Source organism: Asticcacaulis biprosthecium C19 (assembly GCF_000204015.1).
Lineage (GTDB): Bacteria > Pseudomonadota > Alphaproteobacteria > Caulobacterales > Caulobacteraceae > Asticcacaulis > Asticcacaulis biprosthecius.
In genome coordinates this window covers 1,104,457-1,120,577 of record NZ_GL883077.1, presented here as the reverse complement: position 1 = coordinate 1,120,577, position 16,121 = coordinate 1,104,457, and the positions used below count along the sequence as shown (strand labels likewise).

Annotated in this window: 16 protein-coding genes; 8 read left to right on the top strand and 8 right to left on the bottom strand. The window is 60.2% G+C overall.

Annotated elements, in window-relative coordinates:
* The first annotated feature begins 148 nt into the window (after nt 1–148).
* Both ABI_RS24900 and ABI_RS05535 read left to right on the top strand, forming a co-directional pair.
* Complete coding sequence (locus ABI_RS24900; protein ID WP_006271874.1) at nt 149–439, top strand: hypothetical protein; 291 nt, start codon at nt 149–151, stop codon at nt 437–439.
* A 57-nt stretch (nt 440–496) separates the two neighbouring features.
* Complete coding sequence (locus tag ABI_RS05535; protein WP_006271873.1) at nt 497–1,387, top strand: peptidylprolyl isomerase; 891 nt, start codon at nt 497–499, stop codon at nt 1,385–1,387.
* 84 nt (nt 1,388–1,471) lie between these two features.
* Here ABI_RS05535 and ABI_RS05530 read toward each other — a convergent pair whose 3' ends face one another.
* Complete coding sequence (locus ABI_RS05530) at nt 1,472–2,257, bottom strand: phosphodiester glycosidase family protein (RefSeq protein ID WP_157138710.1); 786 nt, start codon at nt 2,255–2,257, stop codon at nt 1,472–1,474.
* 86 nt (nt 2,258–2,343) lie between these two features.
* Here ABI_RS05530 and ABI_RS05525 point away from each other — a divergent pair, with 86 nt between their 5' ends.
* On the top strand, nt 2,344–4,299 hold the full coding sequence (locus tag ABI_RS05525; RefSeq protein WP_006271871.1) for a putative bifunctional diguanylate cyclase/phosphodiesterase: 1,956 nt from the start codon (nt 2,344–2,346) through the stop codon (nt 4,297–4,299).
* Nucleotides 4,300–4,486: 187 nt separating this feature from the next.
* On the opposite strand, the gene ABI_RS05520 is transcribed toward ABI_RS05525, so the two are convergent.
* Nucleotides 4,487–6,121, bottom strand: coding sequence for a long-chain fatty acid--CoA ligase (locus ABI_RS05520; RefSeq protein ID WP_157138709.1), 1,635 nt, complete (start codon nt 6,119–6,121; stop codon nt 4,487–4,489).
* An 84-nt stretch (nt 6,122–6,205) separates the two neighbouring features.
* Nucleotides 6,206–7,285, bottom strand: coding sequence for an AI-2E family transporter (locus ABI_RS05515; protein WP_006271869.1), 1,080 nt, complete (start codon nt 7,283–7,285; stop codon nt 6,206–6,208).
* Between the two features lie 148 nt (nt 7,286–7,433).
* Between ABI_RS05515 and ABI_RS05510 the strand changes: the two genes are divergently transcribed.
* Genes ABI_RS05510 through ABI_RS05500 form a run of 3 tightly spaced genes read left to right on the top strand, consistent with a single transcriptional unit; the run spans nt 7,434 to nt 9,813 of the window.
* Complete coding sequence (locus ABI_RS05510) at nt 7,434–8,594, top strand: hypothetical protein (RefSeq protein ID WP_040308616.1); 1,161 nt, start codon at nt 7,434–7,436, stop codon at nt 8,592–8,594.
* Nucleotides 8,591–9,226, top strand: coding sequence for a hypothetical protein (locus tag ABI_RS05505; RefSeq protein WP_169313707.1), 636 nt, complete (start codon nt 8,591–8,593; stop codon nt 9,224–9,226). Before ABI_RS05510 ends, ABI_RS05505 begins: the two co-directional genes overlap by 4 nt.
* 29 nt (nt 9,227–9,255) lie before the next feature.
* Nucleotides 9,256–9,813: a hypothetical protein gene (locus ABI_RS05500; protein WP_006271866.1), complete on the top strand. Its 558-nt coding sequence runs from the start codon at nt 9,256–9,258 to the stop codon at nt 9,811–9,813.
* A gap of 16 nt (nt 9,814–9,829) precedes the next feature.
* On the opposite strand, the gene ABI_RS26420 is transcribed toward ABI_RS05500, so the two are convergent.
* Entirely contained in the window at nt 9,830–9,961 is a 132-nt protein-coding gene (locus tag ABI_RS26420; RefSeq protein ID WP_006271865.1) for a hypothetical protein, read from the bottom strand.
* 365 nt (nt 9,962–10,326) lie between these two features.
* Here ABI_RS26420 and ABI_RS05495 point away from each other — a divergent pair, with 365 nt between their 5' ends.
* Nucleotides 10,327–10,929: a hypothetical protein gene (locus ABI_RS05495; protein WP_006271864.1), complete on the top strand. Its 603-nt coding sequence runs from the start codon at nt 10,327–10,329 to the stop codon at nt 10,927–10,929.
* Nucleotides 10,930–11,063: 134 nt separating this feature from the next.
* Complete coding sequence (locus ABI_RS05490; protein WP_006271863.1) at nt 11,064–11,630, top strand: hypothetical protein; 567 nt, start codon at nt 11,064–11,066, stop codon at nt 11,628–11,630.
* Nucleotides 11,631–11,679: 49 nt separating this feature from the next.
* Here ABI_RS05490 and murG read toward each other — a convergent pair whose 3' ends face one another.
* From murG to murD, 4 genes are all read right to left on the bottom strand, one after another.
* Entirely contained in the window at nt 11,680–12,831 is a 1,152-nt protein-coding gene (gene murG / locus ABI_RS05485; RefSeq protein ID WP_006271862.1) for an undecaprenyldiphospho-muramoylpentapeptide beta-N-acetylglucosaminyltransferase, read from the bottom strand.
* 69 nt (nt 12,832–12,900) lie between these two features.
* Nucleotides 12,901–13,194: an antibiotic biosynthesis monooxygenase family protein gene (locus tag ABI_RS05480; RefSeq protein WP_006271861.1), complete on the bottom strand. Its 294-nt coding sequence runs from the start codon at nt 13,192–13,194 to the stop codon at nt 12,901–12,903.
* A 51-nt stretch (nt 13,195–13,245) separates the two neighbouring features.
* The gene (locus ABI_RS05475) at nt 13,246–14,403 is read right to left on the bottom strand and encodes an FtsW/RodA/SpoVE family cell cycle protein (RefSeq protein WP_006271860.1); all 1,158 of its coding nucleotides are present in this window, start codon (nt 14,401–14,403) and stop codon (nt 13,246–13,248) included.
* Between the two features lie 256 nt (nt 14,404–14,659).
* Nucleotides 14,660–16,087, bottom strand: a complete 1,428-nt coding sequence (gene murD, locus ABI_RS05470) for a UDP-N-acetylmuramoyl-L-alanine--D-glutamate ligase (protein ID WP_006271859.1) — start codon at nt 16,085–16,087, stop codon at nt 14,660–14,662.
* Between the last annotated feature and the right edge of the window lie 34 nt (nt 16,088–16,121).

The window sequence follows — 16,121 nt, the reverse complement described above, 5'->3', positions numbered from 1 at the left end:
TATGTCTGACATCGCATTTTTCCGGCAGTAGCCCCGTCGCTCCTGTGCGGAGTGGTTACCATGCGATATGCCCGCGGACCTCACTCAGGAGAGCGCCCGGCATTCTGAAGGTGCTTCTGCAGCGGATGGTATCGGCGGAGAGAAAGCTATGGCCGGTGCCACCGCCGGAACCGCCCGTGAAGTCGAAAGCCTCGACCCAATCCTGCCAAGCCTGAAGTCGCAGGTTGGTTTCGGCCAGGCTGCCGTCCGGCCGCTCGCCGTTGCAATAACTGAGCACGGCCGCTATGCCGGATGTGTTCGCGGTGGAGCCACCTATGAAGGTCGCGCCGTGCCCCTCGCAACCCTGATCCGCGGTGTCGCCTTCGGAAGGGGCGCACCGGTTCAGGAGTTGAACAGGACTTACCCTCAAGATTTTGCTTCCGCAATTTATCAGGCATAACCGTGGACGGCTGAAATGGTCATGATAAGTTGCAGATGAAATCGCAGGAGGTTGAGTATGAAGTTCTGGGCAAGCATAATCTTGACGGCGGCTCTGGCCGGACCGGCCATGGCGCAGGACAAACCCGCCGAACCGCCTTCGCCCCAGGACATTCTCGACCGTTCCGTGCCCGCGTCATGGCGCACCATCGCCGCTGACGACCTGGTCGTCATGACCCTGGCCGACGGTGGGCAGGTCATCTACCAGCTGGCCCCTGATTTCGCCCCCGTCCACGTCGCCAATATCCGCCAGCTGGTGCGCAGCGGCTATTTCGACGGCGCCGTCATCCTGCGCGTCCAGGACAATTACGTCGTCCAGTGGGGGCGTCCCGACGAGGATCCGACCAAGCCGGTCGGCATAGACGAACACCCCCCGGCGGAATATGATTGGCCGCTGAAGACGCTGAAATTCAAGCCCATGCCCTGGCGAGACGCTTATGCCAGAAAGGCCGGACATGTGGCTTCATGGCCAGTGGCGACGGACGGAAAAAGCGCCTGGCTGGTCCACTGCTATGGCCTGATCGGCGTGGCGCGTGATGTCGCGCCAGACACCGGCTCCTCCACCCAGCTTTATACCGTGATGGGCCATGCGCCGCGCCATCTCGATCGCAACCTGGCAGTCGTCGGCCGTATCGTGGCGGGCATGGAATACCTGACCGCTCGGCCACGCGGCAGCGAGGCCCTTGGCTTCTACAAGACCGGCCCCGAACAGATGAAGATCGTTTCTGCGCGCATGGCCGCCGACCTGACTGCGCCCGAACAGCCGCACTGGCAGATCCTCGATAGCGATACGCCGACCTTCGACGCCTGGCTAAAGGCCAGGGCCAACCGCAGCGGCGCCTTCTTCGTAAAGGCCGCCGGCGCTCTCGATGTATGCAATGCCTTGCCGCCGGTGCGGACGCACCCCTGAAATTTCCTTCTGCCATTTCGCGGTTTGCTTCACTATGACATAGAAGTGGTAGCCCCTTGCCATGCCGTCTGAGGCCGGCCAGTGTTACTTCGCAGCCTTGGTCACCGCGAGCATCCCGACGAAGTCGCCGTCCGTGTCGCGGCGGCCTTGCGCCGGGGCGTACATGCGCGAAATGACGCCATCCAGATACAGCGCATTGTCGCAGCGCAGATCGTCGCGGAAGTAACGAGCAAAGTCGTAGAACGATACGGGTCCGTTCGAGATGACGAAAACAATCTTGCCGTCACGGTTGATTCCGACACCACTGCGCACCAGCCTGTTCTTTGATTTGACGGCAAACTGGCTGTTGATGACACCCGTCTCCACCAGCATCGGCCCCGACTGGGTCGCGAGCGAAATGTCCGGGGTCGGTTTGAAGCCTGCCGTCCGCGCGATATGTCCGCCCGTGCCGTCCACATAGAAGACGCCGTTAGGCTGCATAAAGAAGTTGCCGCCGCCAGTACCGGTGTTCAATGGCCTTCTGGTCTTGCCGTCGGCGACGAACAGGCCAAGCGGCGTAAAATCCTTGGCGAAAATCCCGGCATTGGTAGCGAAGACCAAGGTCCGCCCCTGTTCTTTTGCCTGTCTTGCCAGGCCCGACAGCGAGGCGATGCGATGGCCCCGGGCGTCCTTCCAGTGAAAGCTCAGACGCTCCTTCCCCGGATCGATCGTGACGGCTGTATAGGCGTCCGCTGCCAGTGCTGACAGCGGCATAAAGATCACGGCAAAAATCCATAAAACCAAAAGGTTTCGCATAACGGCCTCCCTCGACGTGAAGCGGTTGTGGCATGACAATCCGGCAGCTTCGGGACCGAAATTAACGGCGTTCACTAACCGAATAGTCACGCTGAACAGATAGGGTGACGCTTCGCCCGGAGTACCGCGCCGCGGTGACGTAAACCTGCCTGGATTCGCGTTTGAAGTGTCTTTTCGCTGCCTTTTTCGACCTGTTCCGTTTCCCGACCGGCAATATGCCATTGGTCCGGGCGCAGTTCGACGCCTTTTCCAAACAGATCCCGCTGCTCTATTTTATCCTGACGACCAATTCCCTGGCGGCGGCCTGGACCTTTACCCAGTTCGCCCCGGCCTGGCTGGCCGTCTACATCCCGACCGCCCTGTGCACCCTGTGCGGTGTGCGCTGCCTGTGGTGGTGGCAGGCGCGCAAACAGACGTTCAGCGACGCCTACATCATCAAGCACATGCGCACGACATCGCAACTCGCGGCGCTGCTGACCTTCGGCTTTACCATCTGGGGCCTGCTGCTCTACCCCTACGGCGACGCCTATGCCCGCGGTCAGGTGGTGTTCTGCATGGCGCTAACGGTGATCGGTTGCGTCTTCTGTCTGATGCACCTGCGGCCGGCGGCTTTGTCGGTCACTCTGTTTGCCAACGGCCCGTTCATCCTGTTCTTCTTCCTGGAGGGCCACGGCAGCCTTAAGGCCGTCGCCGTCAACCTGGCCCTAGTGTCGGTGGCAATGATCATGATTCTGCTGGTCTATTCGCGTGACTTCGCCAGGCTGGTGGAATCCCAGGCCGAAACCCGGCGGCTGTCGGACGAAAACTTCCGCATCGCCAATCTTGACGCCCTGACCGACCTGCCCAACCGGCGCTGGTTCTTCGCCGAACTGGAACGCCGCCATGGCGAGGCCACCGCGGCCGGCGCTGGCTTCGCCGTCGGCATTATAGACCTCGACGGCTTCAAGCCGGTCAACGACACCTACGGCCACATGACGGGCGACAAGGTCTTGAGCGAGGTCGGCCGGCGGCTCAGCAAGGCCGGTCGCGACGGTGTCACCCTGGCGCGCCTGGGCGGCGATGAGTTCGGCTTCATCATGGGGGACGACCCCAGCGAGGAACGCCTGAAAACCTTCGGCGCGGCCCTGATCGAGACGGTGCGCCTGCCCTTTGCCATCGGCGGCAGCCACGCGGCGCTGGGTGCTTCGATCGGCGTCGCCCGCTACCCTGACTCGGCCGACACACCGGAATCGCTATTCGAACGAGCTGACTACGCCCTGTACCACGCCAAGCGCAACCAGCGCGGACACGTGGTCGTCTTCTCAAACCGCCACGAAGAACAGATCCGCAGCCACGGCGTCATCGAACAGGCGCTTCAGGCGGCAAATTTCGAAGCCGAGATGTCGCTGGTCTACCAGCCGATTGTCGATACCCGTACCGGCCGGGCCTCGACCTTTGAAGCTTTAGCGCGGTGGAACAGTCCGTCGCTCGGCGCCGTCAGTCCGGGCGACTTCATCCCGGTGGCCGAGCGCACCGGTCAGGTTCGCGACCTGACTTTGGCGCTGCTGGGCAAGGCCCTGCGCGCGGCCGCGCAGTGGCCGGAAACGGTGCGCATCTCGTTCAACCTGTCGGCCCACGACATTTCTCAGGCCGAGAGCGTTATCCAGATCATCGCCCTGATCAACCGCAGCGGGGTCTCGCCCAAGCGGATCGATTTCGAAATCACCGAGACCTCGATCTCCTACGACTTCCAGCAGGCGCGTGCGGCAGTCATCGCCTTCCGGGCCCTGGGCTTGGGGATATCCCTGGACGATTTCGGCACCGGCTATTCGTCGCTCAGCCATGTCCATCGCCTGGCGCTGGACAAGATCAAGGTCGACCGCAGTTTCGTGGCAGACGTCACCACCAACCCGGTGTCGCACAAGATCATCAAGTCGCTGAGTGCCCTTTGCGCCGACATGGGCCTGGCCTGCGTGTTGGAAGGGGTCGAGACGGCGGCACAGCTCGAGGTCTTGCAGGCGTTGGGCTGCATCTACGTCCAGGGCTATTATTTCGCCCGGCCCATGCCCGAGCAGGACGTGGTGCATTACCTCGAGTCCGAGCACAAATTGCCGTCGCGGCGTCGGATGGGGAAGTAATACCAACCCACGATGATTTTGACTCATCGTGGGTTGGCAAGGGCGCCAAAGAACGCTTCTTGGCCGCCCGAGCTTATGCGAGGACCCATAGGGGCCGCCCGTGCGGCGGCGCTTGAGCAAAAAAATGCAATACCAACCGCACCTCATCTGGTCGGATGGGTCAGTCTTTTTGGGGGTTGGTATAAGCCTAAAGCTTCTGCGCCTGCGGATGGTGTTCCATTCCGTACAGTTCGCGCAGTTTCGTCTTCAGGATCTTGCCCGTCGCCGTATGCGGAATCTCGTCGACCACAATATAGTCCTCCGGGATCCACCACCGCGCCACATGCGGCTCGATTACCTTACGCAACTCCGCCCCTGTGATCGTCTTGCCCGGATGTAAGGCCAGGATAAAGCGCGGCCGTTCGCTCCATTTGGAGTCCATACGCGCAATCACCGCCGCTTCGCGGACACTGGGGTGCTGCATGGCCAGATTCTCAAGCTCGATCGAACTGATCCACTCGCCACCGGTCTTGATGACGTCCTTCGATCGGTCGACAATGTTCATAAACCCTTCGCCGTCGATGGTCGCGATATCCCCGGTACGGAACCAGCCGTCCGTCGTGAACTGGTCCGTTTCAGCATTGTTGTAGTAGCCCGAAACGATCCACGGCCCGCGGACCTCCAACTCGCCACGCGCCACGCCATCCCACGGCAAAGCCTTGCCGTCAGGTCCCGTGATGCGCATCTCGATGCCGAAGGGGGCCCGCCCCTGCTTCAGCAGCAGCTTCATCTTGTCATCGCTGCTCAAATCCTCGTGGTTTGACGACAGCACGCTGACCGAACCCAGAGGCGAGGTCTCCGTCATGCCCCAGGCGTGAACGGCCAGGGCCTTATGTGCCGCAAAACGTTCGATCAGGATCTGCGGACAGGCGGCGCCACCGATGACCACGCGGCGCAAGGGCGCTACCGACTGGCCGACCTGATCGCAGTGATTGAGCAGGTTCATCCAGATGGTCGGCACCCCGGCCGAGACTGTCACACCCTCAGCACGAATAATTTCCAGCAGACCCGGACCATCCAGCCGCGGTCCCGGCATGACCAGGCGGGCCCCGGCGAGGGCGGCGGAATAGGGCACGCCCCAAGCATTGACGTGGAACATCGGCACGACCGGCATGACGGTTTCGTCCGGCGTGAAGCCAAACAGGCCGGGCTGGTTGAGACCCATGGCATGCAGCACGGTCGAACGGTGCGAGTAGAGGACGCCCTTGGGGTGGCCGGTTGTGCCCGAGGTATAGCAAAGCCCCGCCGCCGTCCGTTCGTCGAACTGCGGCCAGTCGAAATGATCGGGTTCGTTGGCGATCAGGTCTTCGTAACACAGGGCACGGTGCAGGATATTGCCCGGCATCTGCTCACGGCTGCCCATCACCACCACGCCCTTGACCGAGGGCAGGTTGATCACCATCGCCTCGACCAGCGGTGCAAAACAAGGATCGGTGAAGATATACTGATCCTTCGCATCGTTGATGATGAACTCGATCTGCTCGCGGAACAGGCGCGGATTCACTGTATGGCAAACGAAGCCGGCGCCTGGTGCTCCGTAATAGAGCTCGAAATGGCGGTAATTGTTCCAGGCCAGGGTAGCGATACGGTCGCCGGGCTGCAGGCCCAGCTTGGTCAGGGCATGCGCCAGCTTCGCCGCCCGCCGCCCGGCGTCGGCATAGGTGTACCGGTGCAGGCTCGAATCCTCGTTGCGGGAAACGATTTCCTTGGAGGCATGGTATTTGGCGGCATAGTCGAGAACAGCGGAAATGAGCAGAGGCCCATCCATCATCAATCCGAGCACGGCGTTTCCCTTTAGTCAGTTTTTCTTTGTTAAGGCGAGCCTAACAAAACTTGACGCGAAGGGAAAGATAATTGTGCGTGAACCTCAGATAGCGGCGCGCCGGCGTGGCTTTTTCGTCGGCGTTTCGGCCGCGGCTTCCGGCTTGTCGCCTTTCTTGCTGACGTCTTCGCCTTTGTAGAAGCGCATCACCAGCGTATAAAGCACGACCGTCAGCGGCATCGCGTACAAGACGCCAACCGGACCCAAAAGCCCGGCGAAACCGACGACAGCGAACAGCGTCAGGACCATGGGCACCGACGATATCCGGTTCTGCACCGCCGGGGTGATCAGGTTGGCTTCAAGTTGCGACACGCCGACATACAGGACCAAGGCATAGAGGAACTTGTCCAGCCCGGCTGCACCGGCCAACAGCAGGCCAGGGCCGGCCGAAATCACCGGACCGACGATGGGGACGAACTGGGCCAGACCGGACATCATGCCCAGGGCCAGGGCCGAGGGCACGCCCATGACCCACAGTCCGACACCGGTCATCACCCCGACCACGATCATCGAAACGAACTGGCCCAGGAACCACAGCTGCAGCGCCTTGCCAGCGACATTGAGCGAGTCCTTGACACGCGCCTTATAGCTGTCTGGGAAGAGGAAGACGATGCCGTCGCGGTACTGGCCCGGATGGATAGCCAACAGGATGCCGGCGATCAGGGCGACCAGAAAATTGGCCACACCCGACAGCAGCCCGCCGGCCAGTTGCGGAATCTTGGAGGCGACGCCGCCGGCCTGCTGGCCCGCCGCATCGATCTGGGCCTGAACCTCGTCGCTCAGACCGGCCGCCTCAAGACGGGTCTGCAACTCCGCCCAGGCGACGGGCAATTGCTTCGACAGGATCTGGACCTGGGCGACGATGTCGCGGCCGAACAGGTAGAAGGTCGTCGCGACAACACCTACGACCAGCAGCACCGCGGCCAGCACGGCCAGGGGCGCATTAAGCTTGCAGACCTTCATCAGAGGCTCGGCAATGCCGCGCAATACGACGGCGATCACGATGGCACCGAAGATGAGGATCCATAGATTCATGAGGTTGTAGGCCAGCAGGGTCGCCGCCACCGCCAGGACGACGAAACCGACCCTTTGCATAAATCCGCGTGTCAGACCGTCACTTGTCATGCCTTTTCCACCTGTTCCCGACTCGATGCCAGCATCACTACTCCCCAGAGCGGCTAAACTTGCAAGCCGTAAGTAACATTCAACCCGAAGATGTAGTTGACAAGACGCACCCTTCGTGTTCTTGCTTTGTCCACAGAAGGCAGGGTGGATGAAGATGTTGCAGAAAGCAGGTTTGGCGGTATTTTTGGCCACGTTTGTGGCAACGGCGTCGTGGGCGGCGGACGGTCCTTTTGGCATCGGCATGGGTAGCCGATTGCAGACACTGAAGCTCGAACATGATGCTCCGATTTCGTCCTCAGGGACGGTACAAGTTTACGCCGTGATACCGCCCAAACCTTATTATTTATTTGAAGGCTATCTCGTTGATCTCACTCCAAAGGACGGCGTGTGCGAGCTAACGGCCATCGGCCAGATACTGGCTGATGACCCGGACGGAAAAAAGGTCCGAGCTATGTTCGAGAATGTAAAGTCGGGAGTGACTCAGACTTATGGGCCGGCCGCCTCGGTTGTCGATGAACTTGAGTCTTCCTCCCGGCTGACCCAACGCCAGCAATTTGCTGAATCGCTATACAGCCATGAACGTACCCTCTCGGCGAAGTGGGAGCTCACCGGCCAGGCAGCCCAGGTAAAGGAAATCTTTCTGTTCGCGAGTTCCCCCGATAGCCGCAACACAAAGGTGTTTCTTAGCTATGAGTTTGAAAATAACGATCAGTGCGAGGCCGGCAAGACGGTCGTCGGTCACAATAATCAAGCGGCGCCGGTCCCGGCCGGAGACGGCGCGTTCGGTATAGGCATGGGAACGAAGCTGAAAGATCTGGAGCTTCGCTTCGAAGAACCTATCACAAGAGTCGACGGCTTGGATGCCTATGCCGTCGCCGTGCCGACACCCAACGCCCAATTTGAGGATTATATTGTCAAGCTGACGCAACAGACCGGCGCCTGCCAGGTGGTCGGATTTGGGAACAAGCAGGTGAACGATCTTGATGGCGCCAAAGTCAGCACCGTGTACTTTGCATTAAAGTCAGCCCTTACCAAGAAATATGGCTCGCCTTCGGAGATCGAGGAAGGTTTGGAATCCTATGCCAGCCTCACCGCTCGAAATCAGTTCGCCGCATCTCTCGAAAAGGATCAGCGCGAGCTTTCGAGCACCTGGACATTCTCCGACGCTGCCTCCCAATATGCGCAAATCTGGCTGTATGCCACCTCGCCGGACGGGCGCGATACACATGTCAATCTGGTGTACGACTTCAAAAATTACAACCAGTGCAAAGGCGGGAAAGCCAGCGGATCGGATGCCTCCGGGTTGTGACGACAGCGCGCCCGTCCGTTGGAGCAGGCTTAGAAAGTGACATCCCCCACCCGGAGAAATATGTGTTCAGGACGTTTGCCTCTGCCCTCCTGATCGTCGGGTCCGTTTCAAACACGGCCACGGCCGGTGCGTTCGGTATCGAAATGGGGACACCGCTTGTTGACCTGAAGGTCGTCGGGGTTTTCGACGACCTTAGCCCGGTCAAATCCTACGATATACGGGTTCCTGCGCCGAATCCGGATTTCGGCATTTACACGGTGGACCTGTCGCCCCGGACGGGAGTCTGCCGGATCTACGCCGTCAGCCGAAACTACCCGAACGACCAAAGTGGTGCGCAGATCAAGGCCGTTTACAGTCGAGTCAAAGCCGATCTCGTCCGAAAATACGGCCAGCCGGCGCAACAGAACCAAAGGCCCGCTACGCGCAATTTCGCGACGTCACTCCATACCGACGAAAGCAACCTGACTTCGGGATGGATTCCAAACGGCGGGAAAGCCGACGATGTGAGAGCTATCCATCTTATGGCGACAGCGCCGGATTCGTCGACCACAGCGCTGATGATTGCGTATGCCTTTACCAACGACGACGCCTGTGCCGACCTAGAGGCCGAAGCCGAGGGAGCCGGGCTTTGAAAATGACACCCACGGGTAGGCGGACAAATATGTTCCGGACAATTAACACTGCTCTGCTGATCGCCGGGTCGTTTTCAACCACGGCCATGGCCGGCGCCTTCGGCATCGACATGGGCGACAAGGCGAAGGACCTGAAGGTTATCAAGACGTGGGAAAGAGAGGGAAAGAGGACGACCTATCGCGTGGAACCTCCGATTATCAATCCGGAATTCCAATATTACTTTGTCCTTGTCGACGATACGGCGGGCGCCTGCGGTGTGATAGCCTTCAGTGATGCCAATCAGGACGAAGCCGATGGGCAGAAGGTGGTCTCCTCCGCCTACACAATTGCCACAGGTCTTGCGAAAAAGTACGGCAAAGGCACCCCTTTGACCTCCGATCTGAAAGACCACCGGCCCGGTTCCAAGGATTTTGCCGGTCAACTTTACAGGGATGAGAAAAAGATCGCGGTATTCTGGCGTTTCGAACCGGACTCACCGGGCGATCTCAGTCGAATCATGCTGTCCGCCGACGCCGACGACGCAACATCGACGACGCTTTTCATCTCTTATCATTTCAAGAACTCGGAAGGATGCATGCCCGGGTAGCACGCGGGCTGAGCCATTACTTCACACCCTGCCTGACCTTGGCCACCCTCCGCTCGATCAGGTCGGCCAGCAGTTTGGCGGCTTCAGGCAGGGCGATCGACTTTGCAGCCTTGGACCACATGGGCAGAAAGGCCGCGCCTTCGATCATCGTGCGGATTTCTTTAGTTAGGCGTTCGACCGTGGCTTCATCTTCGGGGAGGACAACCGCGGCCTTGGCTTCCTTCGCACCTCGGCATTGTGGTTCTTACGATCATCGGCGGCGATCTTCAGAGGGATCAGGATCGAGGGCTTGCCGGCGACGGCCAGAATGACGAGGCCACCCTTTGCATAAATCCGCGTGTCAGACCGTCACGTGTCATGCCTTTTCCACCTGTTCCCGACCCGATACCGGCATCACTACTCCCAAGAGCGGCTAAACTTGCAAGCCGTAAGTGACATTCAACCCGAGGATGAGGTTGACAAAGCTTCATCGCCATGTTCTTGATTTGTCCACAAGTACAAAGGTGGACGAACATGTTACAGAGGACGTGGCTGGCGACCGTACTGGGGTTGATGATCGCGGTTCCGTCTTGGGCCGCCGACGGGCCGTTCGGAATCGCCATGGGGACCAGGCTCGAAGATCTCACGCTTTCGCCGCTGGAACCGATACTCGGCGATGGTCCCGTTCAAACCTATGGTGTCATTCCGCCAGTACCGAATGAACACTTTTCCGAATATCATGTCGAACTGACGAAAAAAGCCGGAGTCTGCGTCATCACCGCTTTTGGGCATAAGCAGTTGAATGATTTGGACGGCGCCAAGGTCAGTGCGATTTTCACGATGTTGAAGACCGCCCTGAGTGGTAAGTACGGCCCGCCCACGGATACCCTTGAGGGTCTTAATGATAGCGCCACGCTCACCGGGCGTGATCAGTTTGCCGCCTCGCTGCGCAAGTACCAGCGTAATTTGTCGAGCGGTTGGGATAGCGTCGACCCGACATCAAGGATCGAAAGCATTGCGTTGATAGCCGGATCGTCAAATGGCCGGGACACGTACGTCATCCTGAACTATGAGATGACAAACTTCAGTCAATGCCTGGATGAATACCTACCCGACGACCGAGATAGGGGTTTATAGGATCATCTTGTCCAACTTTCATGACAGACCTGAATGGCCATATGCACTCGAGATTGCATTTGACATCGGCGCTGCCTAGTGTTCACGATTTGCGCCAAACGAAAGACGCGGCAATGACATACAGGACAATTTTTATGGCGGCCGCTGCGGCTTGGTTGATGGCAGGCTCAGCCATGGCCGGCGCTTTCGGCGTCGAGATGGGGACACCGCTCAGCCAACTGAGGGACGCTAAGCTGTTCAATGGCTCCGGCCCGGTAAAAAACTATTCGATCACCGTGCCACAACCCAACGCGGAATTCTCGCGGTATGTCGTCGGCCTTACACCGGAAACCGGTGTATGCAGCCTTGTCGGATTCGGAAGGCTTTATCCGAATGACGGATACGGAACGACCGTCATATCCTCCTACCAACGGCTCAGGACGGCATTGATCGCAAAATACGGTCCCCCCATCTCGGAAGATGAAGTGCCGCCGGATACCTTGTCGAATGGAGACAGCAGTTTTGCGGTATCTATATTCCGAAGAGAGCGGAAAGTGACGGTGAAGTGGAAGCTGAACGATGGCCCCGATGACGTCGCAGCCCTCGCGTTGCTGATCACTTCGGATGCGACTAACGCGACAAGTGTGATGATCGCCTACGGATTCCGAAACAAGGACATTTGTGACCGGATATCCGTACAGGGGGACAGTACCGGCTTTTAGCTATTGCCTCATGCCCAAAATTAGATTGCCGCTTTGTTCGGCACGAGGCCTATGTTGCGCCTTGCTTGACCTTCGCCACGGTCCGCTCAACCAGATCCGCCAGCAGCTTGGCGGCATCCGGCCGCGCCACGGATTTGGCAGCCTTGGCGCGCATCGGCAGCAAGGCCGCGCCTTCGATCATCGTCCGAATCTCCTCGGCCAGGCGTTCAACTGTAGCCTCATCCTCGGGGATGACAACGGCGGCCTTGGCCTCTTTCAGGACCTCGGCATTGTGGGTCTGGTGATCGTCAGCGGCTATCTTCAGCGGGATCAGAATCGCGGGTTTGCCGGCCACCGCGAGTTCGCAAACGGTCGAGGCCCCGGACCGGCCGATGACGATATGGGCCCGCTCCAGCCGTTCGGCCATGTTGGAAAAGAACGGCGAGACTTCGGCGTGAATCTCGGCATCCTGATAAATCTTCACCGCGGCCTCGGCCTGCTCGGCGCGCGCCTGCTGTTCGAGCTGAAGATTGATGCGGATCGATATCGGCAGTGACGCCAGGGCCTGGGGTACCCGTTCGGACAGAATCTTGGCCCCCTGAGAGCCGCCGGTGACTAGGATGCGAATGGTCTTCTCGACGGCTGGATAGGGCTCGTCGTACAGGGCCTGGATGTCCGGACGGACGGGGTTGCCGACGACCTGGACCTTGCCTTCCAACTCTGACGGCGCCATGCGCAACACCGGGAAGGCACAGGCGACGGCGTCAACCTTCTTGACCAGTTGCCGGTTGGAACGGCCCAAGACTGAATTCTGTTCATGGATCAGGGTGACATCCTTGCGCCCCAGCGCTGCCAGCAGAGCCGGATAGGACGGATAGCCGCCAAACCCGATGACCGCCCAGGGTTTCAGCCGGGCAAAGGCCTTGCGCGCCTGCATGGTGCCCAGCGCGATCTTGATGGCAGCGCGCGCCATACCGATGGGGTCACCGGCCTTGAAGGTGGCGGCTTCCAACGACAGGCGCTCGATCGCCGGGAACTTGTCGGCATAGGCGGCGCCGCGGGCGTCCGAGGCCAGCACCACCTGCCAGCCGCGCGCGATCAGTTCGCGCGCCAGGGCTTCGGCCGGGAACATATGCCCGCCGGTACCGCCGGCGGCCACCACGGCCAGCGGCGTTTCGGAAAAGGACGAAGCCTTGCGGCGCGGTTTGGGGGCTTTGGCCAAGGTATGTCTCACCGAAAAGGGTTGTACCTTGTAGCCGGGAATCGCGCTGCGCCGCAATTCCTCCCGCGGCTATTTCAGCGCCAGAACGACCGTGCCCGACACCGGGTCGGTAACCCCGCCATTGTCCAGGGTTTCCAGGGTGTCGCGGAAGGAATCGAGCGTGGCGATCATCTGCGGCCTGGCAACGGCCATGGCCTCCAGGCTCTCCCACTCGGCAATGATACAGTAGGTGCCCTCACCGGTCTTGATCATATTGGCGTGGCGCAAACCCGGCCAGTCGGCGACTGCCGCGCGATGGGCTTCGAGGAAGTCGTCCTCGCGACCGAGTTTGACTTTGAAGCGAACGGCATTGAAGGCTGTCATGGTACCCTCCCATGGATAACGGCGTCATCTTACGCCGCCAACTCGGCGGAGTCACCACTTGGTCGGATCGTCCTGCGGCACCTCTTCCTGACGTTTGCGAGTCAGGGCCAGGATGAAGCCCAGGGTCAATCCCATGGCCAGCATCGACGAGCCTCCGTACGAGATAAACGGCAGAGTCATGCCCTTGGGCGGGATCAGGCCCAGATTCACGCTGACATTGATGAGCACCTGGGTCCCCAGCATGATGTACAGGCCCGAGGTCGCGATCTGGCGGAACGGGTCCTGCATGGCCATGGATTTTAGCAGGCCGCGTACGATCAAAAATCCGAAAATGCCGATCAGGATCAGGGTTAGCCACAGGCCGTATTCTTCGCCCACCACCGAATAGATGAAGTCGGTATGCAGGTCGGGAATGCGCTTCTTCATGACGCCTTCGTTCAGCCCCTCGCCCCACAGGCCGCCATTGGCGATGGCCGCCTTGGCGCTATTGACCTGATAGCCGCTGTCGGCGTCAGGGTTGAAGAAGCCGAGCAGGCGATTGCGAAAGTGCGGCTGGATGAAGAACAGCCCGACCAGGCCGGTGGCAGCGGTCGCCCCCATGCCGATAATCCAGCGAAACGGTACGCCCGAGATGAAGAAGCAGGCGCCGAAGACGCAGGTGATCAGGACCGATTGGCCGACATCAGGCTGGATCAGCAGCAGGCCGATAGCGACGGAATAGAGGAAGAAGGCGACGGTGACACCAGGCACCCCCTTGCCCTTCTGACCTTCGGAGAACATCCAGGCGATCAGCACGATCAGCGCCGGTTTGAGAAATTCCGACGGCTGCAACGCGACAGGCCCCAGGTTCAGCCAGCGCGTCCCGCCCTTGGCTTCGTGGCCGATCACCGGCAATAGTGCCATGATGCAGATAGCCCCGGCATAGACCAGCACGCTGACCCGCTTGACGCCTTTCAGCGACAGCATCGACACCATGATCATGCCGGCGGCCGTCAGGATGGCAAAGACGAAGTGGCGCTTGGTGTAATAGAAGGCGTCATACGGATCGGTATGCGGAGCTGCGACAGGGCTCGACGAAAACGAGAAGAAGAAGCCCAGCATCAGCAGGATCAGGACGAGCGCCAGGGTGACGCGGTCCAAGGTCCACCACCACATGGCGATCGGCGATCGGTCTGTCCGGGTAAAAGGGTGGGCATAGGCCTGGGTCATAACGCAACCTGAATACGCAAACAGCCAAGGGTCAGGATTCAACCCATCACGGTTAATATCGGATTAACCAGGCGGCGCCTCGGTAACGGAAATGCAACCCGCCATCCGGACGTCCCTGCCAAGCGGGGTATTCTGCCTAAAGTCGGACTTAACCTGAGAGTCCCTCATAAAATCTTCGCGCCTTCGCGTCTTCGTGTGAGACGTCCCTATCTGAGTTCGAAGGTTTCACGCGAAGACGCGAAGGCGCGAAGACGACTTAAGCCCCAATATCCTGTACGCCAGCAACCGCCACCGACTTGGCGATCTCATTGACCGCATCACGGAAAGCATCACCGCGGGCCTCGAAATCCGTGAACTGGTCGAAGCTGGCGCAGGCCGGAGAGAACAGCACGATCTCTTCCTTGCCGGACTTTTCCGCCTCAGCATAGGCTTGGGCAGTGGCGGTGAATAGCAGCCGCGACTGGGTGCAGGGTGCTGCCTTGCCTATGGTCTTTTCGAACAGTTCCGCCGCCTCGCCGATCAGGAAGGCGTGCTTGATGCGCGGGTACAGGTCGCGCAGTTCATCGATGCCGCCGGCCTTGGCCTTGCCGCCGGCGATCCAGAAGAATTTGTCGAAGCTCGACATCGCCTGACGCGCGGCATCGGCATTGGTCGCCTTGGAATCGTTGATGAAGCGCACCTTGCCGATGCGGCCGATCTCCTGCATGCGGTGAGCCAGGCCCGGGAAGGAGCGCATGCCGACAGCGATCTGTTCGTTGGTCAGCCCCAGCGCCTTGCACGCCGCAAAGGCCGCCGCCCCGTTCTGCCAGTTGTGGCGGCCGGTCAGGGTTCGCACCGTCTTCAAGTCGATGATATGCCGCGCCCGCTCACCGCTAGCGTCGTAGAGTTCGCCGTTCAGCGCATAGACCCCGTCGCCGACGACGCGGCGCGACGAGATGGCGACCAGCTTGACCGGATGGCTGACGCGCATCTGCGAAATAAGGTCGGCCGTGTAGTCGTCATCGGCGCCGATGACGGCGGTTTGGCCCTTCTCCTGGTTCATGAAGATGCGCTTCTTGGCGGCGATGTAGCCGTCCATGCCACCGTGCCGGTCCAGGTGATCCGGCGAGAGGTTCATCAGGATCGACACATCGGGCTTGAAGGTCAGCGACAGATCCAGTTGGTAGGACGAGGTCTCGATGACATAGACGGCGCCGGGCTGCATCTCATCCAGGTCCAGGACGCCGATGCCGATATTGCCGCCGACATGGACGTTCTTGCCCGCCGACTTCAGGATATGGCCAATAAGCGCCGTCGTGGTCGACTTGCCGTTGGTGCCGGTAATGGCCACTGTCTTGGGACGGTTGCGCGCCGGAAACCGCGCCAGGGTGCGGGCGAACAGCTCGATATCACCCAGTACCTGAACGCCGGCAGCCTTGGCAGCCTTGACGGTCCAGTGCGGCTCCGGATGAGTCAAAGGAACGCCCGGTGACAGCATCAGGGCGTCGAACTCCGCCCAGTCGGCCTTTTTCAGGTCCTCGACCGTGAAGCCTTCCTTCATGGCGGCCGCCGTCGAAGCGACCTTGTCGTCCCACAGTACCGGCTCGGCGCCGCCGGCTTTCAGCGCCCGCGCCGCCGACAGGCCAGACCGGCCCAGGCCGAAAATGGCGACACGCTTGCCTTCAAAACCTTTGACGGGGATCATCTCAGTACATCTCCAGCCATAACGGCGAACTGAC

Bases quoted from the DNA above. Each gene is read 5' to 3' on its own strand.
- ABI_RS05510 (WP_040308616.1), top strand. From the start codon at position 7,434: ATGAAGATGTTGCAGAAAGCAGGTTTGGCGGTATTTTTGGCCACGTTT.
- ABI_RS26420 (WP_006271865.1), bottom strand. From the start codon at position 9,961: ATGATCGAAGGCGCGGCCTTTCTGCCCATGTGGTCCAAGGCTGCAAAG.
- ABI_RS24900 (WP_006271874.1), top strand. From the start codon at position 149: ATGGCCGGTGCCACCGCCGGAACCGCCCGTGAAGTCGAAAGCCTCGAC.
- murD (WP_006271859.1), bottom strand. From the start codon at position 16,087: ATGATCCCCGTCAAAGGTTTTGAAGGCAAGCGTGTCGCCATTTTCGGC.
- ABI_RS05480 (WP_006271861.1), bottom strand. From the start codon at position 13,194: ATGACAGCCTTCAATGCCGTTCGCTTCAAAGTCAAACTCGGTCGCGAG.
- ABI_RS05500 (WP_006271866.1), top strand. From the start codon at position 9,256: ATGTTCCGGACAATTAACACTGCTCTGCTGATCGCCGGGTCGTTTTCA.
- ABI_RS05515 (WP_006271869.1), bottom strand. From the start codon at position 7,285: ATGACAAGTGACGGTCTGACACGCGGATTTATGCAAAGGGTCGGTTTC.
- ABI_RS05490 (WP_006271863.1), top strand. From the start codon at position 11,064: ATGGCGGCCGCTGCGGCTTGGTTGATGGCAGGCTCAGCCATGGCCGGC.
- ABI_RS05495 (WP_006271864.1), top strand. From the start codon at position 10,327: ATGTTACAGAGGACGTGGCTGGCGACCGTACTGGGGTTGATGATCGCG.
- ABI_RS05475 (WP_006271860.1), bottom strand. From the start codon at position 14,403: ATGACCCAGGCCTATGCCCACCCTTTTACCCGGACAGACCGATCGCCG.
- ABI_RS05535 (WP_006271873.1), top strand. From the start codon at position 497: ATGAAGTTCTGGGCAAGCATAATCTTGACGGCGGCTCTGGCCGGACCG.